Annotated in this window: 24 protein-coding genes; 12 read left to right on the top strand and 12 right to left on the bottom strand. The window is 68.4% G+C overall.

The genetic code is table 11. The features are described from left to right. Window positions 1-88 precede the first annotated feature (88 nt). Window positions 89-592: a PAS domain-containing protein gene (locus NJQ99_RS08590; protein ID WP_269332418.1), complete on the top strand. Its 504-nt coding sequence runs from the start codon at window positions 89-91 to the stop codon at window positions 590-592. A gap of 21 nt (window positions 593-613) precedes the next feature. Here NJQ99_RS08590 and NJQ99_RS08585 read toward each other — a convergent pair whose 3' ends face one another. From NJQ99_RS08585 to mutM, 9 genes are all read right to left on the bottom strand, one after another. Beyond that, window positions 614-2,062 carry a TrkH family potassium uptake protein gene (locus NJQ99_RS08585; RefSeq protein ID WP_269332417.1) on the bottom strand — a complete coding sequence of 483 codons (1,449 nt, stop codon included), beginning with the start codon at window positions 2,060-2,062 and terminating at the stop codon, window positions 614-616. A gap of 51 nt (window positions 2,063-2,113) precedes the next feature. Continuing rightward, window positions 2,114-4,540 carry a DNA topoisomerase (ATP-hydrolyzing) subunit B gene (gene gyrB, locus NJQ99_RS08580; protein ID WP_269332416.1) on the bottom strand — a complete coding sequence of 809 codons (2,427 nt, stop codon included), beginning with the start codon at window positions 4,538-4,540 and terminating at the stop codon, window positions 2,114-2,116. Between the two features lie 191 nt (window positions 4,541-4,731). Further along, complete coding sequence (gene recF, locus NJQ99_RS08575; RefSeq protein WP_269332415.1) at window positions 4,732-5,856, bottom strand: DNA replication/repair protein RecF; 1,125 nt, start codon at window positions 5,854-5,856, stop codon at window positions 4,732-4,734. Window positions 5,857-5,900: 44 nt separating this feature from the next. Continuing rightward, a complete protein-coding gene (dnaN, locus tag NJQ99_RS08570) occupies window positions 5,901-7,019 on the bottom strand; it encodes a DNA polymerase III subunit beta (RefSeq protein ID WP_269332414.1) in 1,119 nt (372 codons plus the stop codon). A 220-nt stretch (window positions 7,020-7,239) separates the two neighbouring features. Beyond that, window positions 7,240-8,682, bottom strand: coding sequence for a chromosomal replication initiator protein DnaA (dnaA, locus tag NJQ99_RS08565; protein ID WP_269332413.1), 1,443 nt, complete (start codon window positions 8,680-8,682; stop codon window positions 7,240-7,242). A gap of 94 nt (window positions 8,683-8,776) precedes the next feature. After that, window positions 8,777-9,205, bottom strand: a complete 429-nt coding sequence (locus NJQ99_RS08560; RefSeq protein WP_269332412.1) for a rhodanese-like domain-containing protein — start codon at window positions 9,203-9,205, stop codon at window positions 8,777-8,779. A 429-nt stretch (window positions 9,206-9,634) separates the two neighbouring features. Continuing rightward, window positions 9,635-9,913: a 30S ribosomal protein S20 gene (gene rpsT / locus NJQ99_RS08555; protein ID WP_269332411.1), complete on the bottom strand. Its 279-nt coding sequence runs from the start codon at window positions 9,911-9,913 to the stop codon at window positions 9,635-9,637. A gap of 191 nt (window positions 9,914-10,104) precedes the next feature. Then, the gene (locus tag NJQ99_RS08550) at window positions 10,105-10,881 is read right to left on the bottom strand and encodes an enoyl-CoA hydratase (RefSeq protein ID WP_269332410.1); all 777 of its coding nucleotides are present in this window, start codon (window positions 10,879-10,881) and stop codon (window positions 10,105-10,107) included. A gap of 87 nt (window positions 10,882-10,968) precedes the next feature. Beyond that, window positions 10,969-11,871 carry a bifunctional DNA-formamidopyrimidine glycosylase/DNA-(apurinic or apyrimidinic site) lyase gene (mutM, locus tag NJQ99_RS08545; protein WP_269332409.1) on the bottom strand — a complete coding sequence of 301 codons (903 nt, stop codon included), beginning with the start codon at window positions 11,869-11,871 and terminating at the stop codon, window positions 10,969-10,971. Window positions 11,872-11,943: 72 nt separating this feature from the next. On the opposite strand from mutM, the gene NJQ99_RS08540 reads away from it, so the two are divergent. From NJQ99_RS08540 to NJQ99_RS08505, 8 genes are all read left to right on the top strand, one after another. Continuing rightward, complete coding sequence (locus NJQ99_RS08540) at window positions 11,944-12,705, top strand: class I SAM-dependent methyltransferase (RefSeq protein ID WP_269332408.1); 762 nt, start codon at window positions 11,944-11,946, stop codon at window positions 12,703-12,705. Between the two features lie 18 nt (window positions 12,706-12,723). Next, complete coding sequence (gene ubiB / locus NJQ99_RS08535; protein ID WP_269332407.1) at window positions 12,724-14,262, top strand: 2-polyprenylphenol 6-hydroxylase; 1,539 nt, start codon at window positions 12,724-12,726, stop codon at window positions 14,260-14,262. Window positions 14,263-14,335: 73 nt separating this feature from the next. Further along, complete coding sequence (gene coaBC, locus NJQ99_RS08530; RefSeq protein ID WP_269332406.1) at window positions 14,336-15,571, top strand: bifunctional phosphopantothenoylcysteine decarboxylase/phosphopantothenate--cysteine ligase CoaBC; 1,236 nt, start codon at window positions 14,336-14,338, stop codon at window positions 15,569-15,571. Further along, window positions 15,568-16,062, top strand: a complete 495-nt coding sequence (dut, locus tag NJQ99_RS08525) for a dUTP diphosphatase (RefSeq protein WP_269332405.1) — start codon at window positions 15,568-15,570, stop codon at window positions 16,060-16,062. Before coaBC ends, dut begins: the two co-directional genes overlap by 4 nt. 2 nt (window positions 16,063-16,064) lie before the next feature. Next, window positions 16,065-16,511, top strand: a complete 447-nt coding sequence (locus tag NJQ99_RS08520) for an RrF2 family transcriptional regulator (RefSeq protein WP_269332404.1) — start codon at window positions 16,065-16,067, stop codon at window positions 16,509-16,511. A 43-nt stretch (window positions 16,512-16,554) separates the two neighbouring features. Further along, on the top strand, window positions 16,555-17,511 hold the full coding sequence (cysK, locus tag NJQ99_RS08515) for a cysteine synthase A (protein ID WP_269332403.1): 957 nt from the start codon (window positions 16,555-16,557) through the stop codon (window positions 17,509-17,511). 205 nt (window positions 17,512-17,716) lie between these two features. Continuing rightward, on the top strand, window positions 17,717-18,547 hold the full coding sequence (locus NJQ99_RS08510) for a vWA domain-containing protein (protein ID WP_269332402.1): 831 nt from the start codon (window positions 17,717-17,719) through the stop codon (window positions 18,545-18,547). Between the two features lie 88 nt (window positions 18,548-18,635). After that, entirely contained in the window at window positions 18,636-19,430 is a 795-nt protein-coding gene (locus NJQ99_RS08505; protein ID WP_269332401.1) for a HesA/MoeB/ThiF family protein, read from the top strand. Between the two features lie 9 nt (window positions 19,431-19,439). On the opposite strand, the gene NJQ99_RS08500 is transcribed toward NJQ99_RS08505, so the two are convergent. Then, window positions 19,440-20,846, bottom strand: a complete 1,407-nt coding sequence (locus tag NJQ99_RS08500; RefSeq protein ID WP_269332400.1) for a DUF2254 domain-containing protein — start codon at window positions 20,844-20,846, stop codon at window positions 19,440-19,442. A 10-nt stretch (window positions 20,847-20,856) separates the two neighbouring features. Then, window positions 20,857-21,840 carry a 2-hydroxyacid dehydrogenase gene (locus tag NJQ99_RS08495; protein WP_269332399.1) on the bottom strand — a complete coding sequence of 328 codons (984 nt, stop codon included), beginning with the start codon at window positions 21,838-21,840 and terminating at the stop codon, window positions 20,857-20,859. 225 nt (window positions 21,841-22,065) lie between these two features. On the opposite strand from NJQ99_RS08495, the gene NJQ99_RS08490 reads away from it, so the two are divergent. After that, complete coding sequence (locus NJQ99_RS08490; protein ID WP_269332398.1) at window positions 22,066-22,611, top strand: SH3 domain-containing protein; 546 nt, start codon at window positions 22,066-22,068, stop codon at window positions 22,609-22,611. Window positions 22,612-22,654: 43 nt separating this feature from the next. Here NJQ99_RS08490 and irrA read toward each other — a convergent pair whose 3' ends face one another. Then, window positions 22,655-23,095 carry an iron response transcriptional regulator IrrA gene (gene irrA, locus NJQ99_RS08485; RefSeq protein ID WP_269332397.1) on the bottom strand — a complete coding sequence of 147 codons (441 nt, stop codon included), beginning with the start codon at window positions 23,093-23,095 and terminating at the stop codon, window positions 22,655-22,657. 239 nt (window positions 23,096-23,334) lie between these two features. On the opposite strand from irrA, the gene fabA reads away from it, so the two are divergent. Together fabA and fabB are read left to right on the top strand one after the other, a co-directional pair. Beyond that, window positions 23,335-23,859: a 3-hydroxyacyl-[acyl-carrier-protein] dehydratase FabA gene (gene fabA / locus NJQ99_RS08480; protein WP_269332396.1), complete on the top strand. Its 525-nt coding sequence runs from the start codon at window positions 23,335-23,337 to the stop codon at window positions 23,857-23,859. Window positions 23,860-23,955: 96 nt separating this feature from the next. Next, window positions 23,956-25,173: a beta-ketoacyl-ACP synthase I gene (fabB, locus tag NJQ99_RS08475; RefSeq protein ID WP_269332395.1), complete on the top strand. Its 1,218-nt coding sequence runs from the start codon at window positions 23,956-23,958 to the stop codon at window positions 25,171-25,173. The last annotated feature ends 5 nt before the right edge of the window (window positions 25,174-25,178 follow it).

Here is a 25,178-nt window from a genome sequence, read left to right as displayed (position 1 = left end):
GCTTTCCCCTACGCAAAGCATCCGTATTGCCGGGAAGCGAGCCGACCGGTAAGCCGGGTTCATGGAAGCCGAGTTGAAAGTCCCCGTCATGAGCCGCCCGCGCACACCCCCCGAGGGGACGATTGCGACGCGCCGCATGTTGCGCGTATGCACGGCCGAGACCGCGCACCTTTTCGGCTATTGGGACCGTGTCCGCGATGGCCGGCAGATGCCGCGGCGGGCCGACATCAATCCCATGGACATCGCCGGTCATCTGCCGAGCGTCCTGTTGATCGACGTGACCGCGGGGCCGGGCGGGCTCGTCTACCGGCTGATCGGAACCAATGTGCAGGCGCTGCGGGGCGGCAATGACCCGTCGGGTCTTGCCGTCGCCGACGAAGGGTTCGGTCAGCCGCGGGAGAATGTGGTGGAGAACTACCGGTTCGTGTCAGAGACCGGCAGCTTTCTCTATGATCCCCGGCCCTACCACAGCGCACGCGGCCTCGTGTGCCTGGGCGAGACGCTGTTCCTGCCGCTCTCCGACGACGGTATGGAGGTCACGCAAATTCTTGCCTATGCGCATCGGGGGCCCTGGCGCACGCCCGCGAGGTAGGGCTGACGGGCGTCCACGGCCCTACCTCTGCCAGAACAGCGTCGACAGCAGAACGAGGACCGTGACGATCTCCAGCCGCCCGAGCAGCATGCCGAGCGAGAGCAGCCATTTGGCTGCGTCGGGTACTGTGGAGTAATTGCCGGCAGGGCCGATGATTTCGCCGACGCCCGGGCCGACGTTCGCCACCGCCGAGACCGCGCCGGACACCGCGGTGATGAAATCCAGGCCGCAAAAGGCCAGCAGCACCGCCAGCACCGCCATTGTCAGCGCGTACAGCATCGCGAACATGGCCACCGACTCGCGCACATCGCTGTCGACCGGGTGGCCGCCATATTCCACCCGGAAAACGCCATGCGGCATGATGGTCCGGCGCAGCGCCTGGGCAACCATGGCGACGGTGATCTGCAGCCGGTAGATCTTGAAGCCGCCCGTGGTGGACCCGGCGCAGCCTCCGAGAAACAGCAGCATGAAGAAGACGACCATTGCCACCGGACCCCAGGCCGTGAAATCGGTGGTGGCGTAGCCGGTCGTCGTGATGATCGAGGTCGTGTTGACCGCAACCTCGGTCAGCGCGTCGAACCAATGGATTTCGTGCGCAAGGATCCGCCACCCGGTGAGGCCGATCCAGATCGCGGCGACCATCAGCAGGAAACCGCGCACCTGCACGTCGCGCACCAGCAGCCGCGGGTCGCGGGTCACGGCCGCGATGTAGACGTTGAACGGCAGGCTGCCCAGCAGCATGAAGACCGTTGCGGTCCAGTAGATCGGCGCACTCTGGAATTGGCCGAGCGAGGCGTCATAGGTCGAGTAGCCCGCCGTGGCGACGGTCGTCATGGCGTGGTTGAGCGCGTCGAACCCGCTCATGCCCAGCACGAAATAGAGCAGGGCACATGTCAGCGACATCAAGACGTAGATCGCGCCGATGGTGGCCGCCAGCTGTGCCGGCCGCGGAAGGATCTTGTCCGATGTGCGGTCGGTGGATTCCAGCCGGAACAGCTGCATGCCGCCGATCCGCAGGAACGGCAGCATCACGATGCCCATGGCGACGATGCCGAGGCCGCCGATCCATTGCAGCATTGAGCGCCAGACGAGAATGCCGGGCGGCAGCGTCTCCAGCCCGGTCAGCACCGTGGCACCGGTCGTCGTCAGTCCGGAGATCGCCTCGAAAAAGGCATCGACGAAATGAATTCCGAGGTCCGAGAACAGGAACGGCAATGCGGCGAACACGCTGGCCGTCAGCCATGCCATCACGGTCAGCAGGAAGCCCTGCCGCAAGGTCATGCGCCGCGGCCCCCCGTGCGAGGCGAGGATCAGCGTCCCCGCAGCAAAGAGGGTGAGCAGCGCCGAGACCGCGAAGGACTGCCAGTCCGCGTGGTTCGACGCGAGATCGACCAGCGCGGGCACGATCATCGCCACGCCGAGCACGCTCAGCAGGTAACCGATCGCGAGCGTGACGATGCCGAAGGTCATTCGGGCCGTCCTTCCACACCATGGCCCGGCGCGGCCAGCATCGTTCTGCCCTCAGACGTCCAGGTTGGCGACGTTGAGGGCGTTCTCCTGGATGAACTCGCGGCGCGGTTCCACGACGTCGCCCATGAGGCGGGAGAACATCTCGTCGGCCGTGTCGATGTGGTCCACGCGGACCTGCAGAAGGGTGCGCGCGTCCGGGTCGAGCGTGGTTTCCCAGAGCTGCTCCGGGTTCATTTCGCCCAGACCCTTGTAGCGCTGGATCTGGATGCCCTTCTCGCCGGCTTCGAGCGTCGCCTCGAGCAGCGCGAGAGGCCCATAGACCGTCGCCGCCGCGGCGCTGCCGCGCACCAGGCTCGCAGGCCGCCCGAAAACGTCTGCGAGCCCTGTCCGGAGCGCGTTGAGGCGCCGCACCTCGACGGACTTCAGGAAGCCGGTGTCGAGCATGCGCACCTCCCCCACGCCACGCACGGTGCGCGCGAAGCGGTATCCCTCGCCTTCCGTGAAGGTGCCCACCCAGCCCCGTTCGGTATCGGGGGCCAGGGTGTCGAGACGCCGCGCCACTTCCTCCGCCGCCTGTTGCGCACGTTCTGGCTCGGCCACGATGGCGGGATCGATGGCGCCACCGATCGTCGCCTGCTCGATCACCGAGCGCGACCAGTGCGGCGGGATGTTGGCAAGCGTCGCTCGCAGCTGTTGCGCCAGCGAGAGGATTTCCCGCAGGTCGGCGCCCGACCGCTGCGCCCCGTCGGCGGTGGTGAGCACCGCCCCTTCGAGGCCCTGTGCGATCAGGTAGTCCTCCATCGCGCGCTCGTCCTTCAGATAGACCTCGGACTTGCCGCGCATGACCTTGTAGAGCGGAGGTTGCGCGATGTAGAGGTACCCGGCCTCGATCAGTTCCGGCATCTGCCGGTAGAAGAAGGTCAGGAGGAGCGTCCGGATGTGCGCCCCGTCCACGTCGGCGTCGGTCATGATGACGATCTTGTGGTAGCGCAGCTTGCCGAGGTCGAAATCCTGCCGTCCGACGCCCGTTCCGAGCGCGGTGATGAGCGTCCCGATCTCCTGGCTCGACAGCATGCGGTCGAAGCGCGCCCGCTCCACGTTCAGGATCTTGCCCCTGAGCGGGAGGATCGCCTGCGTGCGCCGGTCGCGGCCCATCTGGGCGGAACCGCCTGCCGAGTCGCCCTCGACGAGGAACAGCTCGCACTTGGCCGGATCGCGCTCCTGGCAGTCCTTCAGCTTGCCGGGCAGCGAGGCCACGTCGAGTGCCGACTTGCGCCGCGTGAGTTCGCGTGCGCGCCGCGCCGCCTCACGCGCCGTGGCGGCCTCGACCACCTTGGTGACGATGATCCTGGCGTCCTGCGGATGCTCCTCGAACCATTGGCCGAGCAGTTCGTTGACCAGCGACTCCACCACCGGGCGCACCTCGGAGGAAACGAGCTTGTCCTTGGTCTGGCTGGAAAATTTCGGGTCCGGGACCTTGACCGAGAGAACGCAGGTCAGCCCCTCGCGCGCGTCGTCGCCGGTGAGCGTCACCTTCTCCTTCTTGGCGATGCCGCTTTCGGTCGCATAGCCGTTCACCTGGCGGGTGAGTGCGCCGCGGAAGCCCGCGAGATGCGTGCCGCCATCGCGCTGCGGGATGTTGTTCGTGAAGCAGAGCACGGTTTCCGCATAGGCGTTCGACCAGGACAGCGCGCAGTCGACGGAAATCCCGTCACGCTCGCCCCTGATGACGATGGGCTTGGCGATGAGCGGGGACTTGGACCGGTCGAGGTAGCGCACGAACGCCTCCACCCCGCCCTCGTAGCGCATCTCGACCGTCTTGGGTTCCGCGTGCCGGTCGTCGGTCAGCCGGATGGTGATGCCGGAGTTGAGGAACGCAAGCTCCCGCAGCCGGTGTTCCAGCACCGGAAACTCGAAATCGGTCTTGGTGAAGATCTGAGACGAGGGCAGGAACGTGACCTGCGTACCGCGCTTGCCGTCGGCGGCGCCCACGACGGCGAGCGGGGCATCGGGCTCGCCCAGCGTGAAGCGCATCATGTGCTCGTTGCCGCCGCGCCAGATCCGCAGTTCCAGCATCTCCGACAGCGCGTTCACCACGGATACGCCCACGCCGTGCAGGCCGCCCGAAACCTTGTAGGAATTCTGGTCGAATTTCCCGCCCGCATGCAGCTGCGTCATGATGACCTGCGCGGCGGAGACCCCCTCTTCCTCGTGGATCTCCGTCGGGATGCCGCGGCCGTTGTCGCGCACGGTGACCGACCCCTCGGCGTTGAGCGTCACGTCGACCGTGTCGCACCAGCCCGCCAGCGCCTCGTCGATGGCGTTGTCGACCACCTCGTAGACCATGTGATGCAGGCCCGAGCCGTCGTCGGTGTCGCCAATGTACATGCCGGGACGTTTGCGTACGGCGTCGAGGCCGCGCAGCACCTTGATCGAGCCAGCGCCATAGTCCGCTTCGTTGCGGGTGTCGTCAGTCATGCTCGCGTGGTTCCCGGTTCGTTGTTCGGCGGCGTCCGGTCAGCCGGCGCACCCTTCCCCCGAGGGGAGGGACGGCGGAGGTCCGGCCCCTTTCGAGGCCGGCGAAAAGCGGCAGGAATCGCCCCGTAAGACACATGCTTCTGTTTAGCCTGCCGTGCTGCGAAACGCCAGTTTCATCGCCCCCTTTGGCGTCAGGAGCGGGCGAGCGTTCCGGCCTCGACCTGCCAGCGCTCGGCTCCCCCCGGCAGGCTCACGAACAGCTCCGGCCCGGTGCCCGTCATCCAGACCTGCAGGCCGAGCGCGTCGAGCGTGGCGAACAGTGCGGCGCGGCGCTGCTCGTCCAGGTGGGCGGCGATCTCGTCCAGCAGCAGGATGGGCGGGGATTGCCGCGCGACGAGGCGTGCATGGCCGAGGATCAGGCCGACGAGAAGCGCCTTCTGCTCCCCGGTCGAGCAGAGATGCGCCGGCTGGCCCTTGGGCCCGTGCACGACCTCGAGGTCGCTGCGGTGGGGCCCCGACAGGGTCCGTCCCGCGCCCTGGTCCTCCCGCCGCCCGGCGGCAAGGGTTTGGGCGAAGCGGTCCTCGACGTCGGCCGCGGGGCTGGCGGCGATCTCCTGCTCCAATGCTCCGGTGAGGCCAAGCGCCGCCCAGGGGAAGCCGCCTTGCGCCCCCCCCTCGCCCACCTCGGCCGCCAGCGCGTCGACCAGCGCCCGCCGAGCCGCGGCGATTGCCGTGCCCGTCTCCGCCATCTGGCGCTCGACGGCTTCGAGCCAGCGCGGATCGGGCCGCGGGGCGGCCAGCAGGCGATTGCGCTCCCGCATCGCCTTCTCGTAGGCCGCGACGCGCGTGCCGTGGCCCGGGTCGAAGGCCAGCACCATGCGGTCGAGGAAGCGGCGCCGCCCCCCCGCGCTCTCGGCGAACAGGCGGTCCATGGCGGGCGTGAGCCAGATGAGGCGGACAGTTTCGGCAAGCCGCGTCGCCGGCACGGTCTCCCCGTCGATGCGCACGGTCCGTCGCTCGGTTTCGCCGGGGGCCGTGGATTCGACGCCGGTCGCGATCCGCACCGGCCCGCCGGGCGTGGCGAGCGTCGCCGCGACGCCCCAGGACGGGGCTGCCTGCCCTCCCGCGACGCGGGCCATCTGGGCGAGCGGCGCGCCGCGCAGGCCACGGCCGGGCGCCAGCAGCGACAGCGCTTCCAGCAGATTGGTCTTGCCCGCGCCATTGGGGCCGATCAGCGCGATCATGCGGGCCTCCGTTTCCAGCGCTGCGCGCGCATAGGACCGGAAGCCCGTCACGACGAGACGGGTGACGCGCATGCCGGGGCCTCGGCCGGGTGCGTGGGGCGTGGCGGCGGGTCCGCTCACACCCGCATCGGCATCAGGACATAGAGCGCCGTGGAGGTGCCGTCATCGTGCACGACCGTTGGCGATCCTGCGTCCTGCAGCTCGAACACGGCGGTCTCGCTGCCGATCTGGCCGGCGATTTCCAGCAGGTAGCGGGCGTTGAATCCGATCTCCATGGCATCGCCCGCATAATCCACTTCCATCTCTTCCGTGGCGCTGCCCGAGTCGGGGCTGGTGACCGAGAGCGTGAGCCGTCCGTCCTCCAGTGCCATCTTCACCGCGCGCGACTTCTCCGACGAGACGGTCGAAACCCGGTCGACCGAAGCCGAGAAGGCGGCCGTATCGACGCCGAGACGCTTGTCGTTCCCGCTTGGGATCACGCGCTGGTAGTCCGGGAAGGTGCCGTCGATCAGCTTCGACGTGAAGACGACGGAGCCCATGGAGAAGCGGATCTTGGTATCGGAGACGGCGATCGCCACGTCGCCCTCGACATCGTCGATCAACTTGCGGATCTCGCCCACGGCCTTGCGCGGGAAGATGATGCCCGGCATGCCCGCCGCGCCGTCGGGTGCAGGCAGTTCCACGCGGGCAAGGCGGTGGCCGTCGGTCGCGACCGCGCGCAGCACCGGCGCCCCGTTCACCTCCATCGTGTGCAGGTAAATGCCGTTGAGATAATAGCGCGTCTCCTCGGTCGAGATCGCGAACCGTGTCTTGTCGATGAGGGTCTTGAGCGCCGTGCCGGCCATCTGGAAACGGTGCGTCATGTCGCCCGCGCTCATCGCCGGGTAGTCGTCCTTGGGCAGCGTCGCCAGCGAGAAGCGCGAGCGCCCGGCGCGGATCTCCAGCCGCTCCGACGCGCTGTCGTGGTCGAGCGAAACCTCCGCCCCTTCCGGTAGCTTGCGCACGATGTCGTAGAGCACGTGCGCGGGCGCCGTCGTCGAACCCCCCTGCCCCACGGTCGCGGCCACCGTCTCCACCACCTCGATGTCGAGATCCGTCGCGGTCAGCGCCAGCTTGCCGTCCGATGCCTGCAGCAGGACGTTCGACAGGATCGGGATGGTGTTGCGCCGTTCTACCACGCTCTGGACGTGGGCGAGGGCTTTCAGAAGCTGCGCGCGCTCGAGCGAGATCTTCATCGGTTGACCGTCAATTGGCCGCCGGCCATGCGCGGCACACTGAAGTGCCTGGCCGGGGTCTGGGTGAGCCTGACCGACCGGACCCGTGCGCGGGCGCGCACAGGCCGGGCGGGGCCGCACTATAGCAATGCTTCTCGCGCCCCGCGACCCCTGATGCGGCTTTTCCGGCCCGCCGGCGGCAGTACGGTACGGACTGGATTCCTGCAGCGGAAACGGGCCCCTAGCCTTCCAGCATCCGCTTCAGAAGATCGACGTCCTCGGCAATTGCGGGGTCGCTGCCCAGCAGCTCCTCCACCCGGCGTACGGCGTGGATCACGGTCGTATGATCGCGGCCGCCGAACTTGCGCCCGATCTCGGGCAGAGAGCGCGTGGTCAGCGCCTTGGCAAGGTACATGGCGACCTGGCGCGGGCGGGCCACCGCGCGGGCGCGCCGCGCCGAATGCATGTCCGCGAGGCGCAGATTGTAATGCTCCGCCACGCGGCGCTGGATCTCCTCGATCGTCACGCGCCGCTCGTTCGCGCGCAGCAGGTCGCGCAGCACATCCTCGGCCATGTCCAGCGTGATCGGCCGCCCCACGAGCGTGGCGAAGGCGACGATGCGGTTGAGCGCCCCCTCCAGCTCGCGCACGTTCGACGTGATGCGGTGGGCCAGGAATTCCAGCACCGCCGGCGCGATGGAGAGGTCAGGGAAATTGCGGCGCACGGCCTCCGCCTTTACCTGGAGGATGCCCAGCCGCAGCTCGTAATCGGTCTGGTCGATGTCGGCGACGAGCCCCCAGCCGAGGCGGGAGCGGATCCGCTCCTCCATCTCGCTGAGGTCGGACGGCGACCGGTCGGCGGAGATGATGACCTGCCGGTTATGGTCGATCAGAGTGTTGAAGGTATGGAAGAACTCCTCCTGCGTGGATTCCTTGCCCGCGATGTACTGCAGGTCGTCCACCATCAGGACGTCGACTGAGCGGAACTCCTGCTTGAAGGACATCGTGTCCTTGAAGCGCAGCGCCGTGATGAAGCGGTACATGAACTGCTCGGCCGAGAGATAGAGCACCTTCCGCTCCGGCGTGCGGCGGCGGATTTCCCACGCGATGGCGTGCATGAGGTGTGTCTTGCCGAGGCCGACGCCCCCGTAGAGAAACAGGGGGTTGAACTGCACGTTCGAGGATTCCGCGACCCGGCGCGCAGCCGCGTGCGCCAGTTCGTTCGACTTGCCGACCACGAATTCTTCGAAGGTAAAGCGCGGGTCCAGCGGCGCCGACAGCCGTTCCATCGCGGCGCCCGCCCCCCCTGCCCCGCCCGTCCGGGACTCGGTCTCCGGAAGGGACAATGGCAGCACCTTTTCCGCGTTGCGGGCTGCCGCGGCCGGGCGCACGGCCACGCTGCCGTCGGCACTGTTGGATGCAAGGATGTCGACGCCCCGCACACGCGGGTTCTCGGAGGCCCAGGCACGCAGGATGGCCTCGCGAAACCTCTCCCGAACCCCGTCCCGCATGAATGCGCTCGGCGCGCCAAGCACGATGGCGCCGTCCTTGAGGCAGATGAGCGACAGCGGTGCGATCCAGCTGGCGACCGCTGCTTCCCCGATCTCTGCCTTCAGACGCGCGAGCACGCCCTGCCATTGCGTGGACAGATCGGACGTGCGTGCCAGTGCGGACTCTTGAGCCATTCGGTCGAACCTCTCCCCCTTGCCGTACTCTTGGCTGCGCTGCGTTCCGGGAGACGTGTCCTGCGCGCGCGGCCAGCGAATGGATGTGGTGGAACTAGCCTTGCCGCCAGGGAAGGCCGGAGGCTTTCCAGCCCGCGACGGTGCCACGATGGCCCTCCGCGTCGGTCGGCCCCTCGAACCCGTCGGATATGTTGATGAGACGCCCGCCCCGATGTGCACTCATCGCCTGGGCTGCCGCCATCGACCGGCCGCCCGACCGGCAAAGGAACAGCAGCGGCGCGTCTGCCGGCACCTGCTTCTCGGCGAGGGCCTTGTCCAACGTGTCCGCAAACCCGGGCGTGACCTCCATTGACGGGAAGACCTGCCACTCGAGAAGGACCGGTTGGCGTCCGGCAGAAGAAAGGTCGGGAATCCCGACAAACGTCCATTCTGCGCGGGTCCGGACATCAATGATCTGGGCGTCCGGCTCAGAATTCAGCAGGTCCCACGCTGCTGCCGCAGGAAGGTTTTCGACAGTGCCCACAAACAAGTCCCCCCGGTTCCTTCGCGCTGACCGGTCCCCTCGATCAGCATGACGGATATGACACAATGCAGCCACAGAGAAAGATCAACTATACTTTCCCATTGGGCAGATTTTGCGCGATTTGCTGAGCCGCGGCCAGTAAAACCCAGTCGTCCGCGACGGGGAGGAGTATATCACGCACCCTTGCGCGTGCAACCGGACTCTTGTCACCCGGGGGGCATTTTTTCAGTGTTGTGACGGCCCGCCCTGGTCGATACCGAATATATTGTGTTATTGGCCAGATAATGACCTATATATTGAACACAATGGTTAATGGCCGCGCTTCGCCTGGCGTGGCGGCTTTGGCCCTTAAAATTTTGAAAAACATGGATTCAAATAGAAAAGGCCCGGCAAAGCCGGGCCTTTTTATCGAACAGGCTTCGAATAGAGTCAGGCGCTCGCTCCTGCGCCAACCGCCTTCACGCGAGCGGAAAGCCGTGAGATCTTGCGCGACGCCGTGTTCTTGTGCACCACGCCCTTCGTCACCGCCCGCATCAGCTCCGGCTGGGCAGCCTGCAGCGCGGCGCGGGCCGCGTTCGCGTCGCCGGAGGCGATCGCTTCCTCGACCTTGCGGATGAAGGTGCGCATGCGCGAGCGGCGCGCCTTGTTCCGCTCCGTCCGGCGGATGGTCTGGCGGATGCGCTTCTTCGCGGAAAGGGTGTTCGCCATGAGTGTTCTCGATCCTGCGCCACCGTGCCCGGCGGCCTGTCAGCGTGACTGTTTCCGATGGGGCCGCCCGGCCGATGCCGGCTTGCCCGAAAAGCCCGAGCGCCACCCGGACGAGGTCCGGCGTGCCGCGAGGCCGCTCCTATAGCGGCGCACGGCAGGCGCTGTCAACGCCTGCCGCACGTTTCGCGGCGTCATTTGTGCTTGAAGCTCGCCTTCCGCTTCTCGGCGAAGGCGGTCATGCCTTCCTTCTGGTCCTCGGTGCCGAACATGGCGTGGAACAGCCGCCGCTCGAACCGGATGCCTTCTGCGAGCGTCGTCTCGTAGGCGCGGTTGACGCTCTCCTTGGTCATCATGGCGATGGGAAGCGAGAAGGAGGCGACCTTCTCAGCCGCCTTCACCGCCTCGTCCAGCAGGTCGTCGGCGGCAACCACGCGGGAGACGAGGCCGCAGCGCTCCGCCTCCTCGGCGTCCATCATCCGGCCCGTGAGACACAGGTCCATCGCCTTGGACTTGCCCACGAAGCGGGTGAGGCGCTGCGTTCCCCCGGCGCCCGGCATGACGCCGAGCGTGATTTCGGGCTGGCCGAATTTCGCTGTATCGGCGGCAATGATGAAGTCGCACATCATGGCCATCTCGCAGCCGCCGCCAAGCGCATAGCCCGCGACCGCGGCGATGGTCGGCTTGCGCGCGCTGGCGAGCCGCTCCCAGTTACGGGTGATGAAATCCTCGCGGTAGGTGCCGGGCCAGGACTTGCCCTGCATCTCCTTGATGTCGGCGCCCGCGGCGAAGGCCTTCGCCGAGCCGGTGACGACGATCGCGCCGATCTCGTCGTCCGCCTCGAAGGCATCGACCGCCTGCGCCATCTCGTCGACCAGTGCGGAGTTCAGCGCGTTCAGCGCCTCCGGCCGGTCCAGCGTGATGATGCCAACGCGTCCCTTGGTGTCCACCTTGATGTTCTTGTAGGCCATGTGCGGGTGTCCTCCTCTGATCGCCGGTGTTCTCCAGCGTCTCGAAGAGGTGAGTACCGGAAACCGGGGCGCAAGATCAATGCCGGCTCAGCGTTGGCAGACCGGACAGAAGAAGGTCGAGCGTCCGCTCTGCACGATGCGCGCGACGGTGCCGGGGCAGGGGGAGCCGTCGTCGCCGGAGGCCGTGCAGGCTTCGCCCTCCCGGTCGTAGACGCGGAAGCTGTGCTGGAAATAACCAAGCTCCCCGTCGGTGTGGACATAGTCGCGCAATGAGGAACCGCCTGCCGCGATGGCCTCCGCGATGACGGCGCGGATCGCGGCGGCAAGACGCTCGGCGCGGGCGCCGGGCACCGTGGCGGCAAGGCGGCGCGGCGAGATGCGCGCGCGGAAGAGCGCCTCGCACACATAGATGTTGCCGAGCCCCGCCACGATCCGCTGGTCGAGCAGCGCGGCCTTGATCGGCGTGCGCTTGCCCGCAAGCACCGCGCCGAGGTGAGCTGCGGAAAAGGCGTTGCCTGTCGGCTCCGGCCCGAGGCCCGCGAGCAGGCGGTGGGCCTCGACAGCCGCCGTCGGGCACAGGTCCATCGAGCCGAAGCGGCGGGGGTCGTTGAAGACGATGCGCGTGCCGTCCTCCATCTCCAGCATGACATGGTCGTGGGGGGAGGGGGCGTGTCCCTCTGCGCCCGTGTCCTGGTGGAAGTCGCCGAGGATGGTCCGGCCCGCCGCCGCCTCGCCGCCCGAATGGATCAGCATGCGTCCCGACATGCCGAGGTGGACGATCAGCGTCTCGCCCGTGTCGAGATCGGCGAGCAGGTATTTCGCCCGCCGTCCGAGGCGCAGGACGCGCGCGCCCGACAGACGCTCGGCGAAGCGGGGCGGGAAGGGCCAGCGCAGGTCGGGACGGCGCTGCTCTGCGCGTGCGATCACGCGCCCCTCCATGACGGGGGCGAGACCCATGCGGACCGTTTCGACCTCTGGCAACTCCGGCATGGCTTTCCTGTAGCGGTTTGCCGCGCGCTCCGCCATAGCATCGCGCGCCCGGCTCGGCTAATGTCCCGCGCCATGACGACAGACCGCTCCAGACACGGGTCCGGCGAAGACCTTGCGAGCTTCGGCTTCCGCGAGGTGCCGATCGCGGAGAAGCCGCGCCTCGTGAAGGGCGTGTTCGAGACGGTGGCCAGCCGCTACGACGTGATGAACGACGTCATGTCGCTGGGCGTCCACCGGCTTTGGAAAGACGCGATGGTCAGCTGGCTTAACCCGCGCCCAGGCGTGCGCCTGCTGGACGTGGCGGGCGGCACCGGCGACATCGCGCGCCGGGTGCTGGCGCGCGTGAAGGGGCAGGGGAGCGCCATCGTCTGCGACATGACCGACGACATGCTGGTCGCCGGACGCGCGCGCGGCGAGGCGGAGGGGATTTCCTGGGTTTGCGGCGACGCGCAGGCGCTGCCGTTGCCCGATGCGTGCATGGACGCCTACACGATCGCCTTCGGGATCCGGAACGTGGCGCGCATCGACCTGGCGCTGGCCGAGGCGCGCCGCGTGCTGCGTCCCGGCGGGCGGTTCATGTGCCTGGAGTTCTCGCACGTCGTGGTGCCGGGGCTCGACGCGCTCTACGACGCCTGGTCCTTCCACATGATCCCGCGCATGGGCGGCTGGGTCGCGGGCGAGCGGGAGCCCTACCAGTATCTCGTGGAGTCGATCCGGCGCTTTCCCACGCAGGAGCGCTTTGCGGAGATGATCGCGGACGCGGGCTTTTCGCGCGTGAAGGTGCGCAACCTGTCGGGCGGTATCGCGGCCCTGCATTCCGCCTGGGCGCTCTAGGGGCGGCCGGAGGGACCGATGCGCACGCTTCTCAGCATCTTCCGGCTGATCCGGGCAGGCCTCGTGCTTGCGCGCGCGGGCGCGTTCGACCCCGCCGCGCGGACGGAGCAGGTGCCGGCGCCTGCTCGCCTCGGCCTGCGCATCCTCATCGCGCTCGTGGGCTTGCGCCGCCCTCGTCCGGGCCATGTGCCGCGCGGGCTGGCGGATGCGCTGGAACGGCTGGGGCCGTCGTGGATCAAGCTTGGCCAGTTCCTCGCCACGCGGGCCGATCTCGTGGGGGCGGAAACGCGCGCGGAGCTCGCGCGCCTGCAGGACGCCCTGCCGCCGTTCCCGCGCAAGGCCGCGGTCGCGACCGTCGAGGATCAGCTGGGCGCGCCGATCCGGGAGCTCTTCGCCGAGTTCGGGGAGCCGGTGGCGGCGGCCTCCATCGCGCAGGTTCACCGCGCTGTCACGACGGACGGGCGCACGGTCGCGGTCAAGGTGCTGCGCCCGGGGATCGAGGACCGGTTCGCCGATGACATCCACGCCTTCTTCCTGGCCGCGCGCGTGGCGGAGACCTTTTCGAGGGAGGCGCGGCGCCTGCGCCTCGTCACCGTGGTCGAGACGCTGAAAAGCTGGGTCCGGCACGAGATGGACCTGCGACTCGAAGCGGCGGCGGCATCGGAACTGGCGGAGACGTCGGCGGGCGATGCGTTCTTCCATGTGCCGCAACCGGACTGGGCGGGCACCGCGCGCCGGGTGCTGACGCTGGAATGGATCGACGGCATCCCGCTCACCGACACGGCCGGCGTGGCGGCGGCCGGTCATGACCTGAGCGAGCTTGCGGTGCGGATCATCCGGTTGTTCCTGACGCATGCGACCCGCGACGGCTATTTCCACGGGGACATGCACCAGGGGAACCTGTTCCTCGCGGAGGACGGGACGCTCTCGGTCGTCGATTTCGGCCTGATGGGCCGCCTCGACCGTCCGACGCGGCGGTTCCTGGCCGAGATTCTCTACGGCTTCCTGGAGCGCGACTACGCCCGCGTGGCCGAGGTGCACTTCGAGGCGGGCTATGTCCCCGCCGACCGGTCGCGCGCCGCCTTCGCGCAGGCGTTGCGGGCCGTGGGCGAACCGATCTTCGGGCGCGAGGCGCGCGACATCTCCATGGGCCGCGTGCTGACGCAGCTTTTCGAGACGACGGAAGCCTTCGGCATGGAGACGCAGCCGCAGCTTCTCCTGCTGCAGAAGACCATGGTGACGGTCGAGGGGGTGGCGCGCGAACTCGATGCGGACGTGAACATGTGGGAAGCGGCCCGGCCCGTCGTCGCCGCATGGATGGTCGAGAACATCGGTCCCGAAGGCCGCCTGCGGAGCGCGGCGCGCGATGCGGGCCTGCTGATGGACGCGCTGCCGGAGATCGTGGAGGGGGCCCGGCAACTGGCGCGGGCGTCTGGACCGGACGGGCTTCGGCTGGCGTCCCCGGTTCCCGCCCATCCGCCTCGGCGCACGGCGCGCGACCTCGCCTTGCTCGCCGCCGGTGCGGGAATTGCGCTGATCGCGGCATATTTCGCGTAAGATAGAAAATACTCCACACGGCTTGCGTAAAAGCATATGCTCCGCGCTTCGAGACCGGAGGAATGGGATCGCCATGTCCGACAGGGCTGACAGGCTCGCCGGGGCCCGCGTGCTGCTGATCGTCGGCGGCGGGATCGCGGCCTACAAGACGCTCGACCTCGTCCGCCGCCTGCGCGAGCGCGGCGCGGGCGTACGCGCGATCCTGACGCGGGCGGGGGCGGAGTTCGTGACGCCGCTGTCGCTGGCGGCGCTGACCGGAGACAAGGTCTACCAGGATCTCTTCAGCCTGACCGACGAGGCCGAGATGGGCCATATCGAGCTGTCGCGCAGCGCCGATGTCCTGTTGGTGGCGCCCGCGACCGCGGACCTGATGGCGAAGATGGCGGGCGGGCAGGCGAACGATCTTGCGACGACGGCGCTGCTCGCCACCGACAAGCCGGTACTGATCGCGCCCGCCATGAACGTGCGGATGTGGGAGCATCCAGCCACGCAGCGCAATCTTGCAACGCTCGCGGCCGACGGAGTGCGTGTCGTCGGGCCGAACGACGGCGACATGGCCTGCGGCGAGTTCGGGCCGGGACGCATGGCCGAGGTGCCGGAGATCCTCGCCGCCGTCGAGGACATGCTGCGCCAGCGCTCTGGTCCTCTTTCTGGCCGCCATGTGCTCGTGACCGCGGGGCCGACGCACGAGCCGATCGACCCCGTGCGCTATCTCGCGAATCGGTCGAGCGGGCGGCAGGGCTACGCCATCGCCGCGGCGCTGGCGGCGCTTGGCGCGCGCGTGACGCTCGTCTCCGGCCCGACCGCCCTGCCGAGCCCGCCGGGCCTAGCGACCGTCCGCGTGGAAACGGCGCGCCAGATGATGACCGCGGTCGAGCAGGCGCTGCCCGCGGATGCCGCCGTCTGCTGCGCCGCCGTTGCGGACTGGCGGCCGGAAACGGTCGCGGAGAACAAGACGAAGAAGGACGGCAAGGGGCCGCAGCCGCTGAAGCTGGTGGAAAACCCCGATATTCTGGCGAGCCTCTCGGCCGCGGGCGATCTGCGCCCGGCGCTGGTGGTGGGCTTCGCGGCGGAGACGGAGACCGTCGCCGCGCACGCGAAGGCCAAGCTCGCGCGCAAGGGCTGCGACTGGATCGTTGCCAACGACGTGAGCCCGGCCACAGGCATCATGGGCGGGACCGAGAACGCCGTGCAGATCATTACCGCGAACGGGATCGAATCCTGGGAGCGCATGGGCAAGGACGCCGTGGCCCGAAGGCTCGCCGACCGTATCGCCGCGGCGCTCGGCGGAGGGAGCGGTGCGGCATGAGGGGCGTGGAGGTTGCCGTCCAGCGCCTGCCGCACGGCGCCGACCTGCCGCTGCCCGCCTACGCGACCGATGGCGCTGCGGGTCTCGACCTCATGGCGGCCTTGGGGTCCGAACGGCTGAGCATCGCGCCGGGTGACCGGGCGCGGGTGCCGACGGGTCTGGCGATGGCGATCCCGTCCGGCTACGAGGGCCAGGTGCGCCCCCGCTCGGGCCTTGCCGCGCGGGAAGGTCTGACGGTGCTGAACGCGCCCGGAACCATCGATGCCGATTACCGCGGCGAGGTGCAGGTGCTGCTGGTTAACCTCGGCGACCGGCCGGTGACGATCGCGCACGGCGACCGGATCGCGCAGCTCGTGGTGGCGCCGGTCACGCGGGCGGTGCTCGCGGAGGTGGAGACGCTGGACGGAACGGTGCGCGGCGCGGGGGGGTTCGGCTCCACGGGCGTCAGCCAGCGTGCCGGGGCGCAGGGCGAAACAGAGAGGGAGGGCTAGGCATGCGCCTGTCGCGCAAGACGCTCCATGCCATCGAGGCGGTGGTCGACGTGGCCTACAATGCCCGGCCCGAGCCGGTGCAATCCAAGGAGATCACGCGGCGCCAGGGGATCCCGCAGCGCTATCTCGAGCAGGTGATGCAGCAACTGGTCCATGCGGGCATCCTCAAGGGTGTGCGCGGACCTCGCGGGGGGTATACGCTCGCGCGCGAGCGCCGGCGCATCACCGTCGGTGAGGTGGTCCGCGTCGTCCAGGCGGACGATGTCGAGGAGGGCGGCGGCGGGTCGGAGTCCGCGCTCGCCCGTGCCGTGATCGAGCCGCTGGTGGACGAGGTCGAGGCCGAGGTGATGGCCCGGCTCGACGCCATCACCATCGAGGACCTGGTGGCGCGTGCGGAAGCCGCCCGCGTGCCGAGCGACGCCCAGCGCCGCAGCGACTTCACGATCTGAGACAGGGCCCCGCGTTGGGGCTGCAAGGAAGGGAAACGCCGTCATGACCACGGAGAAGGCCGGCCGCGGCCGCGTTTACGACTCGATCACCGAAACCGTCGGCAATACGCCGCTCGTCCGCCTGCGCCGGATCACCGCGGAGGCGGGCGCCAAGGCGGAAGTGTTGGCGAAGCTGGAATTCTTCAACCCGATGGCGAGCGTCAAGGACCGCATCGGCGTCGCCATGATCGAGGCGCTGGAGGCCGCGGGCAAGATCGGACCCGGCGCCACCATCGTCGAGCCGACGTCGGGCAACACGGGCATCGCGCTTGCCTTCGTCTGCGCGGCGCGGGGCTACCGCCTCATTCTGTGCATGCCGGAATCCATGTCGATGGAGCGGCGCAAGATGCTGGCGCTGCTGGGCGCGGAGCTGGAGCTGACCCCCGCCGACAAGGGAATGCGCGGGGCGGTGGACCGGGCGAAGGCGCTGCTGGAGGAGATCCCCGGCGCCATCATGCCGCAGCAGTTCGACAATCCGGCAAACCCGGCCATCCACGAGAAGACGACCGCGGAAGAGATCTGGAACGACACCGCCGGCAAGGTCGACGCCGTCGTCGCGGGGATCGGCACGGGCGGGACGATCACCGGCGTCGCCCGCGTGCTGAAGGCGCGCAAGCCGGATGTCCGCATCGTGGCGGTCGAGCCGGAGGATTCCGCCGTGCTGTCGGGCCGCCAGCCCGGCCCGCACAAGATCCAGGGCATCGGCGCGGGCTTCATTCCCGGCAACGTCGACCGCGGCCTGATCGACGAGGTCATCACCATCGGCAACGAGACGGCCTTCGAAACGGCCCGCCGCCTGGCGCGGACGGAGGCGATCCCCGGCGGCATCTCCTCGGGCGCGAACGTCGCGGCGGCGCTGGAACTGGCCAGCCGGCCCGACATGGCGGGCAAGACCATCGTGGTGATCATCCCGAGTTTTGCCGAGCGTTACCTGTCGACTGCATTGTTCGAGGGGTTGTAAGACTCTCCATCGGACGGAGTGTAATTGTCACGGACTCTTGACAAGACTGTCAGAGACTTTGGCAAAAGGGCGTGCGTTCCCAGTGAACGTGCGCCCTTAACACTTTATAAACGTTGATATATTTCGAGAATCACCCTTAACGGGCGCCTTGGCATGGGCATTGCTCAACCGATGGATGAGCGGACCGTCATGTTGGAGGCATAAAATGACGTTCAAGGGGGCGCTTCGGCGCATCATGCTGGCACTGCCGTTCGCCATTGCGGCGGCAGCTCCGGCGCAGGCGGCTTCTATCTCGTCGGACATCGTGTTCATCGTCGACGAGTCTGGAAGCATGGGCAGCGTGCAGGCAAACCTGCGCAACAACATGAGCTTGTTTGCGTCGATCCTGTCGGGCGGTGGCGTGGATGCGCGCTATGCGCTGGTGGGTTACGGCGACAGAGGCGTTGCGCCGCGGCTCATCACCGACTTCACCAATCCGACGGACTTCGCCACGGCGGCGAACGGCCTGCGAACCAATGGCGGGACGGAGCCGGGCTACTCGGCAATCGCGTTCGCCCTCAATCAGCTCGACGGTCAGACCGACACGCTGAGCTATCGGTCGGCTGCAGTGAAGAACATCATCATCCTGACGGACGAACCTTCGAACGGCGACGGAGGATACAGCATCGGTGGCGCCACGGTGAACGAGGCGGGCATCGATGCGCTTCTGACCCAGTTCAACGCGCTGCTGAACGGCGTGCTCTCTGGCAGCCGGACGATCGCGTCCTATGAAGACCTGATCAAGGACCACAGTGGCAACATCTTCGACCTCAACCAGTTCGGATCGAGCGATCAGACCCAGGTGGAGCTGTTCGTGGAGACATTCGCCAAGGGCAAGCTGCAGGAGATCATCGACTTCTGCACCGTGAACCCGAGCGACCCGGCTTGCCAGACGGGCGGCGGCAGCAGCGGCGGCTCCCAGGTGTCGGAGCCGGGCGTGCTGGCGCTCCTGGGCCTCGGCCTCGTCGGTCTCGCGGTGGCGCGCCGCCGCGTCTGACCGGACGCATTGCACACGGGCAGGGAAGGGGCGGCCCCATGGGGTCGCCTCTTTCCGTTTGGGCAAAGCCGCGCTAGCGTCGCGTCCCATGAATCTGACAGACGACCAGCTCGACCGATATGCCCGGCATATCATCCTGCGCGAAGTGGGCGGGGCAGGGCAGGCGCGCCTCCTCGCCTCGCGCGTGCTGGTGATCGGTGCGGGCGGCCTCGGTGCGCCGCTGCTGCTCTATCTCGCGGCGGCGGGGGTCGGCACGCTGGGCATCGTCGACGACGACGCGGTAGCGCTGTCGAACCTGCAGCGGCAGGTGATCCACGACACCGCCGCCGTGGGGCATCCCAAGACCGAGAGCGCGGCAGCGAGCCTCGCCCGCGTCAACCCGGACGTGGCCGTCGTCGCGCACGCGACCCGCATCACGGCGGAGAACGCGCCGGACCTGATCGCCGGTTACGACCTCGTTGCCGACGGCTCGGACAATTTCGCGACCCGGCACGCGGTCGCCGATGCCTGCGCGCGGGCGGGCGTGCCGCTCGTCTCCGCCGCGATCGGCCAGTTCGACGGGCAATTGTCGGTCTGGATGCCCTATGCGGCGGGACCGGAGGGCGGGCGGCTGCCCTGCTATCGCTGCCTCGTGCCGGACGAGCCGCCGCCCGGCGCCGTGCTCAATTGCGCCGAGGCAGGCGTACTGGGCGCCGTCGCGGGCGTCATGGGGACGCTGCAGGCGGTGGAGGTCATCAAGGTTCTGCTGGATCTGGGCGAGCCGTTGGCGGGCCGGTTGCTGCTCTATGATGCGCTGTCGGCGAATTTCCGCACCCTGCGCCTGCCCGCCGATCCGGGTTGCCGGTTCTGCGGCGACGGCGGTGTGCTGCGGCGGACCGGATAGGGGACCGGATCAGGCGCTGCCGCCCGCCCAGTGCGGTCCGTCGCTGAGGCGCTGCCCGTTCCGGGCAGGGTCGAGCAGGTCGCGCAGGACCGCGGCGCGACGGTTCACCTCCGCAACATCGGCGGGATGGGCGAGGGCGATCCGCGCGCCATCGCGCAGGGCTTCTCCATGGCGCAGCAGGTGCCGGCGGGCGCCGACGTCGGGCGCCGCCATCATCAGGTCCGCCAGCACCGCCATCATGTGCAGGGCGGCATTGCGGTCGCGCTCGAAATAGGGGCGCAGGCGGCCGAAGACGCTGTCGGCGAGGCCCTCGAACGTGTCGGGCCGCGCAATCACCCGGAGCTGGCCCCGGCTGTCTGTCCGCCATGGAGAAGGGGGCGCCGCCCGCACCACGTGGGTCAGCGCCGCGGACAGCCAGTCGAGGGCGGCCATGGCCGAGAACGGATCGTTGATGCCGGGGGAAAGCGCCCGCGCCGCGATCTCGACAAGCTGGTCGGCAAGCAGCCCCGAATCCTGCTCCGGCGTCCGGGTATGCGCAGTCGCGAACGCCTCGCGCACGGCGCGTACGATGGATTCGGCCTCGTCGCCGCCGGAGGCCTCGGGATCGATCCGCCTGCCGGGCCAGACATAGGCAAGGGCGTGGCCGCGTGACACGAAGTCCCCCGGCCTGCGGACAAGGCGGATGACGAGGTCGTGCCGGTTGGCACACTCCATCAGCGCCTGTTCGCTCAGCGCCGCGACATAGCCGGGCTGGAGCGCACGGACAGGGCGGGCATCTTCGGCAAGCCGGCCAGGAATCACGCTTTCGTCCGGCCCTTCCTGCGCGCCTGTGCCGATCCGCGCGGGAAAGCGGTGCCTGAGCCCGTCCAGGAGATCCAGACCCAGTTCCGCCACGACATGCGAAACGTGGATCGACCGGGGCGCGTGGTGCAGGAAATGGATGAGCATGGCCAGGCTGCCGATACCGAGGCCGAGCCCTCCCAAGATCGCAAGCCGCGGCACGAACGCCGTCTCGCCCGCGCCCGCCCCCTGCACCGCTGCAAGAGTCACGAGCCCGTAGACGAAGGTCGCGATGAAGGTTCCGAGCGAGAGCTGGTTTGCCCGGTCGCGCATGAATGTCGTCAGGATGCGCGGGCCGAACTGACCGGCGGCGAAGGCGACCGCGGCAATCAGGATGGAAAAGGTCACGCCCGCGATCCCGATCATCGAGCTTGCGACGGTCGTGAGAAGGGCGCGCGCCCCCTCGGGGCCATGGGCCGCGAAGATGCCGAAGGCATGCGCCGCCACACCGGGCAAGCGCCGGTCGGCGGTAATCAGCGCCAGTGCAAGCGCCACGGCAACGAGCGACATCAGGCTCGGCACGAACCAGTAGCTGGACCGGATGGCCTGCCAGGTCGCGGAGAGCCAGGCACGCATCGCGCCGGCTCTAGAGCATTGCCGGAATGACCCGGTCCGGGGGCGTGTGGCCGTCGACGAAGGTCTTGATGTTGATGATGACCTTCTCGCCCATGTCCATCCGCCCCTCGATCGTGGCCGAGCCCATGTGCGGCAGCAGCACGACGTTCGGAAGGGCCAGCAGCTTCGGGTTGACGGCGGGTTCGTGCTCGAACACGTCGAGGCCGGCGCCCGCGATCTCCTCCTTCGCCAGCATCCGGGTCAGCGCGTTCTCGTCGATCACCTCGCCGCGCGCGGTGTTGACGATGTAGGCGTGCGGCTGCAGCAGCTTCAGCCGGCGCGCCGACAGCAGGTGGAAGGTCGCCGGCGTGTGCGGGCAGTTGACCGAGATGATGTCCATGCGGGCGAGCATCTGGTCGAGGCTCTCCCAATAGGTCGCTTCCAGTTCTTCCTCGACCTGTGCCGCGACCCTGTGCCGGTTGTGGTAGTGGATCTGCAGGCCGAACGCCTTGGCCCGGCGCGCCACGGCGGTGCCGATCCGGCCCATGCCGACGATGCCGAGCCGCTTGCCCCAGATGCGGTGGCCGAGCAGGTGGGTCGGCGACCAGCCGGTCCATTCGCCCTTCTCCACCATCGCGATGCCCTCGCGCAGGCGGCGCGGCACGGCGAGGATGAGGGCCATGGTCATGTCGGCCGTATCCTCGGTCAGGACACCCGGCGTGTTGGTGACGGTGATGGCACGCTGGCGGGCGGTCGCCACGTCGATGTGATCGACGCCCGTGCCGAAATTCGCGATCAGCCGCAGGTTCGGGCCCGCGTGGGCGAGCACCGCGCTGTCGATCCGGTCGGTGACGGTCGGCACGAGGACATCGGCGCGCTTCACGGCCTCGCCGAGCTGTTCGCGCGTCATGGGAGCGTCGTCGAGGTTGAGTTCGGTCTCGAACAGCTCCCGCATCCGGGTCTCGATCGCATCCGGCAGCTTGCGCGTCACGATCACCAGCGGCTTCTTCGGCATCCCAGCCCGTCCTCCCTTGGCCGACATCGCTGGTCCGGCGCGCGCGTGCGCCTGGACCCCTGCGTGTTTCATCGTCCTTCCTAGCAGAGCGGCGGCGCCCGTGGGAAGCCGGGTTGCGCCCGCATCGGCGCAGGCGCGGCTGCACGTTTGCGGGGATATTTGACTTTGGGGCGCCGTCGCGACATTGCTGTGACGCGGCGAGGTGGCGGGAAGGAGCCTGCGAGGATGCGCATGCTGGGTCGAACGCTCAGGCTGGCGGTCATGACGGCTGCGCTGGCCATCGCCATGACCGGCGCGCTGGCCCTGCCGATCGGCGCCCAGACGGCGACCTCGGATGGCCCGAAGATCGGGGCGAGCACGGGTCTGCCGCTCCCCCGCTTCGTCTCCGTCAAGTCGGGAGAGGTGAACGTCCGGCGCGGCCCTGGAACGAACTACCCGATCGACTGGGTCTTTGTCCGCGCCGGCGTCCCGGTGGAAATCATCGCGGAGTCGGACCATTGGCGGAAGATCCGCGACGTCGACGGCGCGACCGGCTGGGTGCACAAGCAATTGCTGCAGGGCGACCGCATGGCGCTGATCCTCGGCGCGGTCAACGACATGATCGATTCGCCCTATGGGAACTTCGAAGTGGTGGCGCGGGTGGAAGGCGGCGTGATCGCGCGGCTGGAAGCCTGCGACACGGGCTGGTGCCGCCTGCGCATCGGCGATGTCGAGGGATGGCTGCCGAAGTCGGTGATCTACGGCGTCTACCCGGAAGAAACCTTCAAGTAGACGGCCCGGCCGCACCGCACGACCTGCCAGGCGTGCGGCGGCCTCAGCCCTTGCGGACCCGGACGACCACGTCGACGCGCGCCAGAGCCGTGCCGGACGGCGCCGGCGGAAGCCCCTCGACGCGGATCGTGCCACCCTCGATATCTTGCAGGGTGCCTTCCGATTCGAAGAAGAAGTGGTGGTGGTCCGACACGTTCGTGTCGAAATAGGTCCGCGAAGGATCCACGACGACCTGGCGCAGCAGGCCCGCTTCGGTGAACTGGTTCAGCGTGTTGTAGACGGTTGCCAGCGACACCTTGACGCCGGCTTTCAGCGCCTCGGCATGCAGGGCTTCTGCCGTGACGTGACGGTGCGGGCCGTCAAGCAGCAGCTCCGCCAGCGCCATGCGCTGGCGCGTCGGGCGCAGACCTGCATCCCGCAGTTCGGCCTCGATCCGCGCGTCGCGGGCTGCGTTGCCCTGCTGTCCTTGCGTCCGCACCTGCATTCCTGTCTTCCCAGTCTCGCCCGCCGTTGCCAGGTCGGCAGCCACGGCAAAGGCCGGTCGCCCCCTACCTTCTGACTTGTGGGGCTCCCGACCGGCATGTTACGTCACCCGGACCAGAACGTTACACGAAGTCCTGGAACGATTCAAATATGCAGATCGGCGCCAAACGCAAGCGTTTCAGCGCGTTCGGGCCTTCTGCTGAGGGTGGAGCCAAGGAAGGGGGGTCCGGAGAGGGCGGGATGAGCGAGCGCAAGGCAAGCTTCGGCTATGACGAACTGATCGCCTGCGGGCACGGTGAGCTCTTCGGACCGGGCAATTGCCGGCTGCCGCTGCCGCCCATGCTGATGTTCGACCGGATCACCCGGATTTCGGAGACGGGCGGCGACCACGGCGCGGGCTATGTGGAGGCGGAGTACGACATCACGCCGGACCGCTGGTTCTTCGAGTGCCATTTCGAGGGAGACCCGGTGATGCCGGGCTGCCTGGGCCTCGATGCTCTCTGGCAGCTTCTGGGCTTCCACCTGGGCTGGCTCGGCGCGCCGGGCCTTGGCCGCGCGCTCGGCCTGGGCGAACTGAAGTTCAAGGGCATGGTGCTGCCGACGCACAAGCGCGTAACCTACAAGGTGCATGTGAAGCGCGTGATGATGCGCCGCCTTGTCCTCGGCACGGCCGACGGGGCAGTCGAGGTGGACGGCGAGGAGATCTACACGGCGAAGGACCTGCGCGTGGGCCTGTTCAAGGCGGGCGACGCGCCGGGCGGCTGAGGGCGCGGTATACGGGCCGATAGCGGGCAGGAGTCGGGCCGGATCGCTGGCCCGGGAACGGCTCAGAGAGCAGATCAGAGAACGGGACAGCGGACCATGAGACGTGTCGTCGTAACCGGCATGGGGATCGTCTCCTCGATCGGCAACAATGTGCAGGAAGTGGTGGCGAGCCTGCGCGAGGCGCGCTCCGGCATCGTCGCGGCGCCGAGCTATACGGAGCACGGGTTCCGCTGCCAGGTGCACGGGGCGCCGACACTCGACCTCGACGCCGCGGTCGACCGCCGCGTCCGGCGGTTCATGGGCGACGGGGCGGCATGGAACTATGTCGCCATGCAGCAGGCGATCGCCGATTCGGGCCTGGAGGAGGCCGAGATCAGCCATCCGCGCACCGGCCTGGTGATGGGATCGGGCGGGCCGTCCACCCGCACCATCGTGGCCGCCGCCGACACCACGCGGGAAAAGGGGCCCAAGCGGATCGGCCCGTTCGCCGTGCCGGCCGCGATGTCGTCCACCAATTCGGCGACGCTCGCCGTGCCGTTCCACATCAAGGGCGTGAACTATTCGATCAGTTCGGCGTGTGCGACCTCGACCCATTGCATCGGCAACGCGGCCGAGCTGATCCAGTGGGGCAAGCAGGACATCATGTTCGCCGGCGGCGGCGAGGAGCTGGACTGGACGCTGTCGGTCCTGTTCGACGCCATGGGGGCGATGTCCTCGCGCTACAACGACACGCCGGCGACCGCCTCGCGCGCCTATGACAAGACGCGCGACGGCTTCGTGATCGCGGGCGGTGCGGGCACGCTGGTGCTCGAGGAGCTGGAGCACGCCAGGGCCCGCGGCGCTAAGATCTATGCCGAGGTGGTAGGGTATGGCGCGACCTCGGACGGGCACGACATGGTGCAGCCGTCCGGTGAGGGGGCGATGCGCTGCATGCAGCAGGCGCTCTCGACCGTGAAGGAAAAGGTGGACTACATCAATCCGCACGCGACCTCCACGCCGATCGGCGACCTGAAGGAGATCGAGGCGATCCGCCAGGTCTTCGGCAAAGCCGTGCCGCCGATCTCCGCGACCAAGTCGCTCACCGGCCATTCGCTGGGCGCGGCCGGGGTGCAGGAAGCCATCTACACCCTGCTGATGATGCAGAACGGGTTCATCTGCGAAAGCGCGCACATCACCGAACTCGACCCGGAATTCGACGACATGCCGATCGTCCGCACCCGCCAGGACGGGGCGGAGATCAATGTGGCGCTGTCGAACAGCTTCGGGTTCGGCGGCACGAACGGCAGCCTTGTGTTCCAGCGTTTCATCGCCTGAGGGGA

This window comes from Futiania mangrovi, from assembly GCF_024158125.1.
Classification (GTDB): Bacteria; Pseudomonadota; Alphaproteobacteria; order Futianiales; family Futianiaceae; genus Futiania; species Futiania mangrovi.
Note: the sequence above shows the minus strand (reverse complement) of the source record. Positions and strands in the feature narration are given on the sequence as shown.